This is a genomic window from Streptomyces sp. PU-14G, from assembly GCF_041028275.1.
Lineage (GTDB): Bacteria > Actinomycetota > Actinomycetes > Streptomycetales > Streptomycetaceae > Streptomyces.
Map to the genome: position 1 here is coordinate 1 of NZ_JASKYT010000208.1, position 13,551 is coordinate 13,551.

The 13,551-nt window shown below is 73.6% G+C and carries 5 protein-coding genes and 2 pseudogenes; 3 read left to right on the forward strand and 4 right to left on the reverse strand.

Annotated elements, in window-relative coordinates; all coding sequences use genetic code 11:
* The 3 genes and pseudogenes from AB8Z75_RS22355 to AB8Z75_RS22365 all read left to right on the forward strand — a co-directional run.
* A pseudogene (locus AB8Z75_RS22355) lies at nt 1-509 on the forward strand (hypothetical protein); the annotation flags it as partial.
* A gap of 373 nt (nt 510-882) precedes the next feature.
* Nucleotides 883-7,383 (forward strand): SDR family NAD(P)-dependent oxidoreductase, encoded by a 6,501-nt coding sequence (locus AB8Z75_RS22360; RefSeq protein ID WP_369204736.1) that lies wholly within the window; start codon nt 883-885, stop codon nt 7,381-7,383.
* Nucleotides 7,384-7,448: 65 nt separating this feature from the next.
* Nucleotides 7,449-8,678: a geranylgeranyl reductase family protein gene (locus AB8Z75_RS22365; RefSeq protein ID WP_369204738.1), complete on the forward strand. Its 1,230-nt coding sequence runs from the start codon at nt 7,449-7,451 to the stop codon at nt 8,676-8,678.
* A gap of 31 nt (nt 8,679-8,709) precedes the next feature.
* Here the strand turns inward: AB8Z75_RS22365 and AB8Z75_RS22370 are convergent, their stop codons facing one another.
* The 4 genes and pseudogenes from AB8Z75_RS22370 to AB8Z75_RS22385 form a co-directional block, all read right to left on the reverse strand.
* A complete protein-coding gene (locus AB8Z75_RS22370) occupies nt 8,710-8,967 on the reverse strand; it encodes a hypothetical protein (protein WP_369204740.1) in 258 nt (85 codons plus the stop codon).
* A gap of 142 nt (nt 8,968-9,109) precedes the next feature.
* Nucleotides 9,110-10,618 carry an integrin alpha gene (locus AB8Z75_RS22375; RefSeq protein WP_369204742.1) on the reverse strand — a complete coding sequence of 503 codons (1,509 nt, stop codon included), beginning with the start codon at nt 10,616-10,618 and terminating at the stop codon, nt 9,110-9,112.
* Between the two features lie 276 nt (nt 10,619-10,894).
* Entirely contained in the window at nt 10,895-12,541 is a 1,647-nt protein-coding gene (locus AB8Z75_RS22380; RefSeq protein ID WP_369204744.1) for an RICIN domain-containing protein, read from the reverse strand.
* A gap of 50 nt (nt 12,542-12,591) precedes the next feature.
* Nucleotides 12,592-13,551 (reverse strand): annotated as a pseudogene (locus AB8Z75_RS22385) (hypothetical protein); the annotation flags it as partial.

A 13,551-nucleotide genomic window follows, 5' to 3' on the forward strand; every position in this document is an offset into this window, starting at 1 on the left:
CACCCGCCCCGGCCCAGGCCCCGGCCGCCGGGGCGCCCCTGGCGCCCGGCTCCCCCGCCGAGGCCGTGGCCCACCTCAACGCCCACGCGGCAGCGGGCCGGGTGGACCACGCGCTGGCGCTGGCCGCACGGCTCGACGACCAGACCGCCAACGCGCTCGGCCTGTCCCACCCCGACGCCCTGCGCATCCGTGAGGCCCGTGCCCGCATCACCTCCTTGGCCGGTGACGTCAGCGGCGCGGTCCGGCTCTACCGGGACGTGGCCGAACGCTGGCACTACCAAGGAGCCGACGAACAGGCCGAAGCGGTGGCGGACTGCGCCCACGCCCTCTGGCTCGAGATCCCCGACCTGGAAACGGCGATCCTGGCCGGGGTGGCCGTGGTGCGGATGCGCAACCAGATACCCGGCGAGTCGGGCAGCGCGTTCTCCGCCGTCGTGGAGCACCAGGCGCGCCTCGAAGCAGCCCGCGACGCCGCCGCACGCGCCGAGCGCGCGATGACTCCCCGCTAGCCCCTCGCCGCAGGAGAACACGCGGCCTGCGGTCACCTGTTCTCCGTCGCGCCGCCTCCCCGCGTCGAACACACGGCACGGACGGCGCAAGCCGGTGCGGGTTCGCCGCGCGGGTGGGGGACGTCCCGTCCGAGACCGCACCCCGGCCCGGCATCGATGATCCGTTAAGAACCCGCCCAAGCGGCTGAACCCGGTGCGTTGAGGCATTCGCGCCGGCCACCGTGCTCCCGCCCGGGGCCCGTACGCCCTTGGCCCGTGCCCGCGCCGCATGCCGAAATGGCCAGTGCCTCGCAAGATCGATCCGACGGCGCGGCGGAGAGCGTGCCGCACCTGGCCGCCTCCCGGTTTCCTGATGGCGAAGGACGGACCGCCCATGCACGCACAGCCCGACATCGCGGAGCCCGGAGCGGACCAGGACGAACCGATCGCGATCGTGGGAGCCGCCTGCCGGTTCCCGGGGGAGGTGCGGTCCCTCACCTCGCTGTGGCGGTTGCTGGCGGCGCGTCGGGAGACGATGCGGGAGGTTCCCCGGGAGCGGTGGGGGCAGGCGGAGCTGGCCGGCCTTCCCGCCCAGGTCGCGGCCCGGCTGCGCTACGGCTGTTTCCTGGACGACGACGTCTACGCCTACGAGCCGGAGTTCTTCGGCATCAACGCGCAGGAAGCGCCGTGGGTCGATCCGGAGCACCGGCTGCTGTCCGAAGTGGTCTGGGAGGCCATCGAGCACGCCGGCATCCCGGCCGCGCGGTTGTCAGGCACGCCGACAGGCATGTTCTTCGGGATCTACCAGAAGGACTACATGCTGCGGGTGCAGCGGCCGTTGGAAGACGTCAACGCCTACGCGATGTACACCGGCTTCGACAGCATCGGTCCAGGCCGCGTGGGCTTCATGCTGAACCTGAGGGGGCCTCAGGTCGTCGTGGAGAGCGCGTGCGCGTCCGGGCTGGTCGCCGTGCACTCCGCCTGCCAGAGCCTGCGCACCGGAGAGTCCGACGTGGCCCTGGCCGGTGCTTCCATGCTGACGCTGGGCCCCGAGGGGGTCATCGCGCCCGCGCTGTGGGGCGTCTTCTCCCCCACGGGGCGTTGCCACGCCTTCGACGCCGACGCCGACGGTTACGTCCGCGGTGAGGGCTGCGGCGTGGTCGTGCTCAAGCGCCTGTCGGACGCGGCACGGGCCGGGGACCGGGTACTGGCGGTGCTGCGTGGCACGGCGGTCAACCAGAACGGCCGGGGCACTCGGCTGAGCGCGCCCTCCGAGCCCGCGCAGATCGACCTCTACCGCCTGGCGTTGGAGCGGGCGGGCGTCGAGGCCGGTGACGTCGGGATGGTAGAGGGGCACGGCCCCGGCACGGCGGTGGGCGACCCGATCGAGTTCGCCGCGGTGGCCGCGGTCTACGGCAAGGGCCGCGACCGGTGCGCGCTGGGATCGGTGAAGACGAACATCGGCCACACCGAACCCGTCTCGGGCGTGGCGGGTCTGCTGAAGGCGATCGCGTCGCTGCGGCACGGCATGGTGCCGGCCAGCCTGCACTTCACCAGCTGGAACCCGCAGATCGACCCCGGCGGTACCCGGCTGTTCGTGCCCACCGCCACGACCGAGTGGCCGGTGCGGGACGCCACCCGGCTGGCCGCGGTGTCCTCCTTCGGCATCAGCGGCACCAACGTGCACGTGGTGCTGGAGCAGCCGCCCGCGCACTCGCCCGCGCGGCGCGCGGGCCGGCCGCTACCCGCCGCACGGCGCCCGGACCGGCCGGCTGCGGAGGGCGGGCCGGTGCCGGGGCGGGACGACGAGGCGCTGCGGGTGTTCCCGCTGTCCGCCGGCACGCCCGCGGCCCTGCGGTCCGCGGCAGGACGCCTGGCCCGGTGGCTGCGGGGCGAGGGGTCCCAGGTGCCGCTGGCCGACGTGGCGCACACGCTGGCCCTGCGCCGCTCGCCCTCCCGTGAGCGGGCCGCCGTCGTCGCCGCCACCCGTGAGGAGCTGGCGGCACGGCTGGAGGAACTGGCGGCCGGGACCGCGCCCCCCACCGGGGTGGCAACCGGCAGGGCGTTGCCGGACGCCGGAGAGGGCGTGGTGTGGGTCTTCTCCGGACACGGCTCGCAGTGGGCGGGCATGTGCCGGCACCTGCTCGATCACGATCCCGACTTCACCCGGGTCGTCGACGAGCTCGAACCACTCGTCGCAGAGGAGTCCGGCTTCTCGCTCCGTGCGACCCTCCACCACCCCGAGGTGGTGACCGGGTTCGACCGGGTGCAGCCGGTGATCTTCGCGATCCAGCTGGGTCTCGCCGCGATGTGGCGCTCCCACGGCGTCCGGCCCGCGGCCGTGATCGGCCACTCCATGGGAGAGGTCGCCGCCGCGGTGGCCGCCGGAGCGCTGAGCGTCCGGGACGGGGTGCGGGTCATCTGCCGCCGCTCGCGCCTGATCCTGCGCACCGCCGGGCAGGGCCTGATGGCTTCGGTCGCCCTGAGCCGTGACGAGGTCGAACGGCTGCTCGCGGAGCAGGACGTGCGGGGTGTCACCGTCGCGGTCGTCACCTCGCCCCACAACACCGTCGTCGGCGGCGACGCCGACCGCATCCGCCGCCTCGCCGACGAGTGGGACGCCCGCGGCGTGGGCATCCGCGTCGTCGAGGTGGACGTCGCCTCGCACACCGCCCACATGGACCCCGTACTGGCCGACCTCGCCGACGCGCTCGCCGGCGTCACCGCGGGCACGCCGACAGCGGACTTCTACAGCACCGTCACCGCGGACCCGCGCGCACAGGCCGACTTCGACGCCGCCTACTGGTCGGACAACCTGCGCCAGGAGGTGCGCTTCGCCGACGCGGTGCAGGCCGCTGCGGAGGACGGGCACCGGCTGTTCGTCGAGATCGGCCCGCACCCCGTACTGACCCACCCGGTGCAGGCCACGCTCACCGCGCACGGCCACACGGGAACCGCGGTCGTGCCGTCCCTGCTGCGCGACACCGACGACGCGCTGGCGTTCCACAGCCACGTGGCGGCGCTGCACTGCGCCGGCCACCCATTGGACTGGTCCGACCGCTACCGTGACGGTCTCCTGGCCGACGTGCCGCCGACCACCTGGGAGCGCACGCGGTACGTCGTCGATCCCTCCCCGCTGCGGCTGTCCGCCGGGGCGCGCTCCGCGCCCGCCGCGCATCCGCTGACCGGAGCGCACGTCGCCGACCCGGACGGCGAGGGCCGCCACCTGTGGCAGACCCGCCTCACGCCCACGACACTGCCCTGGCTGGACGCGCACCGCGTCAACGACGTCGTCGTGGTGCCCGGCGCCGCGCTGTGCGAGATGGCCGTGGCCGCCGCCGCCGACCTGTACGCCACCGGACCAGAGCGCCTGCGCCTCACCGGCGTCGATCTGGAACGGCTGCTGCTGCCTGCCGCCGACGGCACGCCCGTCACCGCGACCGCCGAAGCGGCCGGTGCCGACACCGCCTACTGGCGGGTGGCCGGCGCGGCTTCCGACGGCACCCGCGTCGAGCACGCCCGCGCGCACCTGCACGCGGTACCCGAGGACCGACCCGCCCCGCAAGGCTGCGATCCGCGGGACCTGCCGGCCCTGTTCCCCCATGCCGTGGACGTCTCGGACGTCTACCGGCAGATGCGTGAGGAGCGCGGCGTGCACCACGGCGCCGCGTTCCTCGGCCTGCAGTCCCTGCACGCGGACGACACACCCGCCGACCGCGCGGGCGCCCGCCTCCTGGCCCGTCTCCGGGTACCCGACGAGGGCCGGGCCGGCGCGCAGACGCTGCACTGCCACCCGGTCGCGTTGGACACCTGTCTCCAGGCCGTCGCGGGCGCCGTGCTGCGCACCGGCACCGTGCCCGCCGGAGGCATCCTGCCTCGGAGCATCGGGGAACTGCGGCTGTACGGGAAGGTCCCGCTGAGCGGGCACTGCCTGGTCACCCTCCGGTCGGTGGACGGCGACGGATACCTGGCGGACTTCCGGCTGTGGGACGACGACGGAGCCGTGGCCGCCGACGCCACCGGAGTGGAGTTCCGCCACGTGCCCGCCGAGAGCGCCCAGGAGCGCTTCGGCCGCCGTCTGCTCCAGGCCTCGTGGGAGCCTGGCGAGCGCCCGGCGCCGCGGCCGGCGACCGGACCCTGGGCCCTCCTGGCGGAACCCGGGCGCGAGGCGTTCGCCGCCTCGCTCGGCGGCGCCCTGGAGGAGTTGGGCACCACCGTGGACATCCGTACGCTCGACCCCGAGGACCACACCGCGCCGGGGTTGCCGTGCGGGGCCGGCGGACAGGCACCGCAGGCAGTGGTGTACCTGCCGGCGCCCGGCAGCGCGTCCGTGCCCTGCGACCGCCGGGCACGGGAGCAGGTCGCCCGCCTGGTGGCGACGGCCCGCGCGCTGACGGACACCGGGGACGGCGGGACGGCGCCGCGCCTGTGGACCGTCACCGTCACCGCGCAGCAGGTCACGCCCGAGGACCGGCCGGAACTGGCCCAGGCGGGGCTGCGCGGGCTGGTACGGGTACTGAGCTACGAACACCCCGAACTGCGCCCCGGTGTCCTGGACATCACCCCGCTGACGCCGGTCGCCGAGGTGGCATCCGAACTGCTGTCCTGCCCCGACGAGCAGGACGAGATCGCCTATCGGCACGGAACACGGCACCTGGCGCGCCTGCGCAACGTCCCGCTGGAGGAGGGAGAACGCCGCCGCACCGCCGTCGACCGCGCGCACGAACGGGTGGCCCTGCACCTGTCGCACCCCGGAGACCTGGACTCCCTGGAGTTCGTCGCCCAGCCCCGCCGCCGGCCGGGACCCGGCGAGGTCGAGGTGCGCATCGAGGCCACCAGCGTCAACTTCATCAACGTCCTCCAGGCCATGGGCGTCTACCAGCGCTTCTCCACGGGCGAGGAGCGCATGGACGTGTGCGCGTTCGACGGCGCGGGCGTCGTCGCCGCCGTCGGAGACGGCGTCCAAGGCGTGCGGGAGGGCGACCGCGTGGCCGCCATGTTCGTGGACGGATCCCAGTCGGCCGTCATGTCCTCCTTCGCGACCGTCCGCGCGGACTGCCTCCTGGCGGTGCCGGCCGGGGTGAGCACGCAGGACGCCGCCGCACTGCCGTGCGCCTACCTGACCGCCTGGTACGCGCTGCGGCACCTGGCAAGGATCCGGCCGGGCGAGAAGGTGCTCATCCACTCCGCGAGCGGCGGCACGGGACTCGCCGCGCTGAACCTGGCACGCGCCCACGGTGCCGACGTGCTGGCCACCGCGGGCAGCGAGGCCAAGCGGACGTACCTGCGCGGCCTGGGCGTCCCCCACGTCATGGACTCCCGCACCCTCGACTTCGCCGACGAGGTGCGCACACTCACCGCGGGCCGCGGCGTCGACGTGGTGCTCAACTCCCTCACGGGGCCCGCGCAGACCGCCGGCCTCGACCTGCTGGCGCACCGGGGGCGGTTCGTCGAACTCGGCAAGCGGGACATCTACGCCAACACCCGCGTGGGGCTGCTGCCCTTCCACCGCAACGTCACCTTCGCCGGCGTCGACGTGCTGATGATGATGCAGCAGGACCCTGCCCTGCTCGCCGAGGGCTACCGCGAACTGGCCGGCATGCTCGCGGACGGCACACTGCCGCTGCTGCCCGTCACCGAACACCCCGTCGCCGAGGCCCCGTCGGCCTTCCACACCATGGCCGCCGCCCGGCACACGGGCAAACTCGTCCTGACCTGGCCCACCGAGGGCACCGACACACTGCCCGTACGCCCCGAGGACGTCCCCGTCGTCCACGCCGACGCCTGCTACCTGGTCACGGGCGGACTCGGCGGGCTCGGACTGCTCGTCGCCCGGTGGCTGGCCGAACGAGGCGCGGCAGCCGTGGTGCTCACCTCCCGCAGCGCCCCCACCGCGGCCACCCGCGGCGTCCTCGACGCCCTCACCGAGGAGTTCGGCACCCGCGTCGAGGTCGTCAACGGGGACCTGGCCGAACCGGGCGTCGCCGAAACACTGGTGAGGGCCGCCGAGGGCACGGGCCACCCGCTGCGCGGCGTCGTGCACGCCGCCGCCGTCGTCGAGGACGCGACCGCGGCCACTCTCTCCCCCGCCCTCCTGGAGAAGGTCTGGCGCCCCAAGGCCACCGGAGCATGGCTGCTCCACCACGCCACGAGCGGCCAACGGCTGGACTGGTGGGTCACCTTCTCCTCCGCCGCCTCACTGCTGGGCAACCCCGGGCAGAGCGCCTACGCGGCGGCCAACGCCTGGCTGGACGAGTTCACCTCCTGGCGCCGGGCCCAGGGCCAACCGGCCACCTGCGTCAACTGGGGGCCGTGGGCCGAGGTCGGCCGCGGCACCGCGATGGAGGAACGCGGCTACGCCATGATCTCCCCCGCGGAGGGCATCGCCGCCCTGGAGCGCCTCCTCGCGCACGACCGCGACCGCACCGCCTACACACCCGTCGACCTGCCCCGGTGGCTGGAGTCCTACCCCGCCACCGCCCGCACCTCCTTCTTCGCCGAACTGGCCGCTCCGGTGGCGGGCGCGGGCTCCACGGGAAACCGCAGCGCCCTGCTGGAGCACCTGTGTGAGGCGGACGGTCCGCAGGAGCGCCGGCGCATCCTCCAGCCCCAGGTCGTCGACCACATCGCAGCGGTGCTCCGGCTGGGAACCGACCGGTTCGACGCCGACACGTCCCTGGTCACGCTCGGTCTCGACTCGCTCATGGCCATCGCGCTGCGCAACCGCCTGCAGCGCGAACTCGCCCTCGACATCCCCACCACGGTGATGTGGACCCATCCGACGGCCTCCGCTCTCACCCGCTACCTGCTGGCCCGCCTCCACCCCGAACAGGAGGACGAGGCGCCCCTTTCCGAGACGGACTCCGGCGCCACCCCCGCAGCCGTCACCAGCTGACAGCCCCTGTCACCCGCGTACACCACACCGGCCCGTTCCCCACCACCTTCTCGAGGTGACCTGGCATGCCCCCTCCGTCCACCCCCGCCCGCACATCCGGCACCGGCAGCGGCTCCGGCTCATGGGACGTCATCGTCGTCGGCGCGGGACCGGCCGGCGCCACCGCGGCCCGTGTCGCCGCGGAGAACGGCTGCGAGACGCTGCTGCTGGAGCGGGCCGCCGTCCCCCGCTACAAGACCTGCGGCGGCGGCCTCATCGGAGCGTCCCTCGCCGCCCTGCCACCCGGCCTGCCCCTGCGGGTCCGCGACACGGCGGGACACTTCACCTTCGCTCTCAACGGCCGCGCGGAGCGCACGCTCGCCTCCCGGTCCCCGACCATCGCCATGGTCTACCGCAGCGAACTCGACGCGGCTCTGACCGAGGCCGCCGCCACGGCAGGCGCCCAGGTACGGGACAGCACCGCGCTGACGGTCCTGGAAGAGCAGGGCGACACCGTCACGGTGAAGACGAACCGCGGCGAGACCCTCCGCGCCCGAGCCGTCGTCGGCGCCGACGGCAGCGCCAGCCGAGTCGCCCGTTACGTGGGGGTGCAGTGCGCACAGGTCGACCTCGCGCTGGAGGCCGAAGTCCCCGTCGACGAACGGACAGCCGACCGCTGGCAAGGCCGCCTCCTGATGGAATGGGGTCCTCTCCCCGGCTCCTTCGGCTGGGTCTTCCCCAAAGGCGACGTCTGCACCGCCGGAGTGGTGGCCGCCCGCGGCAACCCCGACGCCCTCCGCGCGTACAAGGAGGACTTCCTGGCCCGCCACGGGCTGCTGGGCCCCCGCCCGCTCCACGACACCGGCCACCTGACCCGGTGCCGCCGCCCCGACTCTCCCCTGGCCCGCGGGCGCGTACTGGTCGCAGGGGACGCCGCGGCCCTCGTCGACCACTGGTCACGCGAGGGCATCTCCTACGCCCTGCGCTCGGGGGAGCTGGCGGGTCGCGCCGCCGCGCGTCTGGTCGCCGCCGCCGAGACGGAGGCGGCCACCGCCGCCGACCACTACGGGCAGCAGGTCGAGGCGACCCTCGGCGCCGAGATGCGCGCCAGCCGGTCGCTGATGGACCTCTTCGCCCACAACCCCGGCCTTGTCCACACCGCCCTGACCCGCCTCCCCGCGGCATGGCGCCGTCTCGACGCCTACATCGCGGGGCGCACCAGCGTCGCCGGCATCATGGCCACCCCCTTCGCGCGCTCCGCCACCGCGCTGGCCACCCGGCTCCCGCTCAGGTCCGCGAGAACGCTGACGCGGTGAGCCGCCGCGGTCCCCGCCCAGCCGGCGGCCTTCAACGCCGCCCCTCGTGGAGCACGCCGCGCCGCACCGCCTCGGGGACGCACTCGGAGGGGATCGTGTCCGCCGCCAGATAGTCGGCGTACTCGCGTTCACCGCTCTCCACCCGGTCCAGGAGCCGGGCGCACTCCGCCTCCTGGCGGGTGGAATCGCCCTCGTCGTCGCCGGCCTGGGAGGTGTGGACACCTGAGGCACAAGCCGCCGCGACCGCTGCCGTCACGGCGCCACCGACCGCCGCCCGTCTCCAGTTCATGCGCCGACCGTACCGTGCGGACGCCGCGGGCGAACCGGCCCACGGCGCCCTCACGCGCCGCCTCGCCCGGCACCGCGCAGGCGTCCTGTCCCCCCGCGCGGGCTGGGCGCGTTGCGCCGGGCACGGGCCCGGCGCAACCGGTTCAGCGAATCGAGCTACCGAGCTGCGCCCCCTTCACGGGCGCGCTGAGGTCGCTCGGCCCGAAGGAGGTGGCATCGTCCGTCGTGACGCCGGTGGTGGTGCCACGGAGCGACCACACGGCGCCGGAGGAGTCGTTCTCCTCCGTCGAGGAGACGTTGAGGTCGCGGTGTCCGTCACCGTCGACGTCGAGGAGGGCGCAGGCCGCGCCGAACTCGTCCTTCTCCTCGGCGACTCCGGGCACGCCCGGGGTGTCCTGGTCCAGCAACTGGCTGCCCTCGCCCGTGACCCCCGCCTGGGAGCCGTGCAGCAGGGCGACCGCGCCCGCGTCGCTCTTGTCCCCGCTGTTCTTCCAGCGGATGCCGAGGGCGACCTCGGCGCGGCCGTCACCGGTCACGTCCGCGACCGAGACGCAGGAGCCGAGCATCTCGCCGTCCGAGGGGGCCTCGCCGGGGAAGCCCTCAAGGCTCTGGTCGAACGTCTGCCGGCGGTCGGAGGACAGCCCGTCCTTCGACCCGAAGACGACCGTGACCTCGTCGAACAGGTCGCTTCCGCCGCTGACCACGAGGTCGTCGTAGCCGTCGCCGTCCACGTCGCCCGCGTCCATGTCCCCACCGCCGTCGTCCGGTCCGGTGGACACCGTGAAGCCGGAGGGGCTGCCGAGGAGAGCGTCACTGCTGTACACGCCGTCGCCCTCGTAGTGCCGGAAGGTGAGGTCCTGGCGGCCGTCACCGTTGACGTCGGCCACGCCACGGGCCGTCGAGGGACCGCTGATCGAGGTGGCGCTGTCGTTCTCGCCGTCCCACTCGGACTTGTCCAGGAAGTCGAGCTTCTCGGCAGGGGTCCCGGACCGCGTCACGGGGCCCTTCCACAGCGCCGCGGGCTGCTTGACCGGCTCGTCGCCACTCGGTCCCGGGTCTCCCAGCAGGGCGAGGTCCGCCTGCTTGTCACCGTCGAAGTCGCCGATCTGCGGTGTCGTGCCGAAACCGGGCAGGTCCGTGCCGCCGGTGAGCCCCTCAGGCGAGCCCCACAGGATGACGCTGCCGGCCGAGGCGTCCGCGGAGCCGATGACCAGGTCGCCGTAGCCGTCACCGTCCAGGTCCCCCTTGCTGAAGGACTTCCCGAACTGCTGCTTGGCGGTGGCCGCCCCGGGCACACCACTCGTCGAGCGGCTCACCACCTGCTTGTTCGAGGTGTCGAGCCCCTCGGCCGAACCGTAGGTGACAGCCACATAACCGGCCTCCGCCTTGCCGCTGACGGTTCCTCCGGGTGCGCCGCTCACCAGGTCCGCGTAGCCGTCCCCGTTGAGGTCCTCGTCCTCGTCGGCCTTCTTCGCGGCCGGCTTCCCTTTCTCCACCACGGCACTCGCCTGCTGCGGGTCGGAGAACACCCCGGTGGCCAGCCCACCGACGGTCGCCACCACCAAAGCGGCCCCGGTGGTCGTGAGGCGGACGGCCGACGCTCTGCGGCGCCGGGCTCCACCACTCTCGGCCAGGCGTCTTACTTGACTCATGTGCTGCTTCCTCCGCATGCCGGAACGGTTACGTGACAGGCTGGGTCGAAAGCCTCAAAGGTCGTTCCCTTGAGCCGGGCCGGCCTCTCCATCGAGGACGCTGCCGACCGAGGCTTCCGATCACCACACCAGATGAGACGACGCACGGGCGCAATATGTTCACGGGATTACGCCCTTACTTGGCACCAACGCAAGGGTGCGGTACGCGCCTGGGCCCCCTGGGCTCCGGGTGGAGCTCAGGGGGCCCGGGCACCGGTCAGCCGGGAACGGCCGTTGTCAGAACGTCCATTCGAATGGGCCACCATCGTGGCACGGCTGAATCTCCAGCCGCGCGTCCACGGGATCGATGTTCTTGCCCGTCTTCATCTTGAGGCACTGCTGGTCGCTGGCGTAGTTGTGAATCCTGAACTTCTTGTCCCCACGCGGCTCCAGCCACCACAACTGGTTGTCAGCCGTGGTGCCGTCGCAGTGGAACTCCGAGACGCGCGTACCGCGGGGCTGACCGCCGAAGTTCGGCAGGTCCATGCACAGCCCGTCCTTGCGGTTCCTGATCTGGAAGAGGTCGGTGGACCGGGGGCCCTCGCCCTTCTCCTTCACCTCGAAGTCCCAGATCTGGTTGTCCTTGTCGGTGCCGTCGCAGTGGTACTGGTTGACCGGCCCGTCGGGCTTTCCCTTCCCGAAGGCCGGAACGTCCGCGCACAGCTTCGATGCGACGTTCTTGAGCAGGACGTGCTTCGCATTCGCGTAGTTGGGCGGCGCCACCTTCTTCTTGATCTCGGGCCCTTCCTCGGGCTTCTTCTTCTTTTCCGGCGGCGGCGTCGAAGGCTCCGCCTCAGACGGCTTCTGGGACGGCGCCGACTCCGAAGGCTCCGCCTCCGACGGCGTCGGCTCCGGGGCCAGGAACAGCCGGGGCTTCAAGAAGTGCGGTTCCGGCACCGTCGCCTGCGAAACCGGTTCGTCCGAATGCGCGGACTCGGAAGACGGTTCGTCCTCCGAAGACGACGACTCCGAAGACGACTCGTCGGAAGGTGACTCGTCGGACGACGAGTCCGAAGACGACTCATCCGAAGTCGACTCGTCGGAGGACGAGTCCGAAGCCGAGTCATCCGAAGCCGACTCGTCCGACGACGACTCATCCGACGACGAGTCCGAAGTCGACTCGTCTGAAGCCGACTCGTCCGAAGGCGTCCCCTTCTTCTCCTTGGGTGCGTCGCCCTTCGGAACCTTGTTCTCGACCTCCGGCGGCTTGGGAGCGTAGTCCCCCGGCCGGGTTTCCTCCTCGTCCTTTTGAAGGGTCCGGGCCGAGCTGTCCTTGGCGACCGCCGCGGGCTCCGTCTTGTCGTCATCGCGGGCGCCCATGACCAGGAACGGCACTGCGATCAGCAGTGCGCCCCCGATGCCCGCCGCAGCCAGCAGCGCCTTGGTGGGGCGGCCCGAGGGGGGTACGTCCCCACCCGTTCCGGCTTCGCCCCGGGACGCGCCGGGCGGCGTCCCGCCCTCCGCCCTGCTCGACGCACCGACGGCGGCGCCGCCGTTCTCGTCCGCCCCCCTCACAGCGGGAGCCGACCCCTCGGAGGAGTCGGCTCGGGCCCCGGAAGCGGAGGCCGATCTCGCGGAGGACGGCGTTTCCGATATGGACGGGGACGGCGCCGCCACGAGCGTCGACTGCCCGTCGCCGCGTTCGCCGTCGCCGCGTTCGCCGGCGCCCTCGGAGGAGGCGGAGCCGGAGGCGGCGGAACCGGAGGCGGCGGAGCCGGAGGAAGATCCCTCGGGGGAGGAAGCCTCCTCCGTCCGACCGGTGTCCGGGTCGGCGGTCGGCTGCGGGCGCAGCGACGCGGAGGCCGGCTGGGAGGCCGCACCAGGCATTCTGACCGCACGGCGCACCTGGGGCTCTGTCTGCCCTTCGTCATCGTGTTGTGGCATCAAGTCTCCATTCCTGTTGGGCCAGGTCAGTCACTTAGTCACTCAGTCAGTCAGTCAGTCGGCAGGCCCGCAGCCCGTTCCAGCGGTCCCGCGCACAGCGGCGGCCAGTCGGACCCGACCGGCGTCACGGGGCGGGCGCGCAGAGCCTCCTCCAGCCGGTCGAGCGCCGCGCGGTCGTCGGCGTCGAGTTCCGCACCGCCGTGGCGGACCGAGGCGTGCGGCCCGACCAGGGGCACCTCGCGCAGCAGGGTCAGCGGCGCGCCGCCCTCCTCGCGCACGTCGAGCACCCGCAGCAGGGTGCCCGGCGGGAACACCACCTCGTCCCGGGCCTGTCCGGCACCGGGCCGGTCGGTGAGCTGGCGCACGCGGCGCCCCGTCACCGACCACACGGCGTACTGGGCGCCGCCTGGCCTCGGTGCGCCGGCGCCGAGCGGCAGCAAGGGCACCGGGGCGGGGTCGCGCAGCAGGACGCCGGGCTCCAGGAGGCCGCCGCCCGGCTCGTCGCTCCCGCCCGCGCCGCGGAACGCGATCCCGCGGTACGAGGGCATCCGGCGCAGCCCGGAGGCCACGCAGGCGGCGTACGGCAACAGCCGCTCCTCCCCGGCGTGCAGGCCCCGCGTCAGCGCCTCCGGGCTCAGCGGGCCCTCGGAGGTGTGCAGGTAGAGATGGAGCGCGATCAGGTCGGCGCGAGCGTCTTCCTGCTCCCGCCCGCGCAGCGCGGGCATCCGGGTCAGCAAGCGGCCCACGGCGGTGCCGTGCCGGTCCCACACGCGGTCCGCGAGCGCCCGGAAGGCGTCGCGCTCCTCCTGGGTGGAGACGTGGCCGGGCCGGAACGGCGCCGGGAGCAGCGGACCGAGCCGTACCGGCGCACGACGCGGAGCGGCGGGCTCCGCGTCGTCCCCTGGTGCGGTGGGGTCCGCCGGGGCCGCGAGCCGCCGTGCGGGAGTCGCGGGTTCAGCGGGGGCGGCGGGGGTGCCCGGCGCGACGGGTGTGGCGGAGGACGTGGGGAC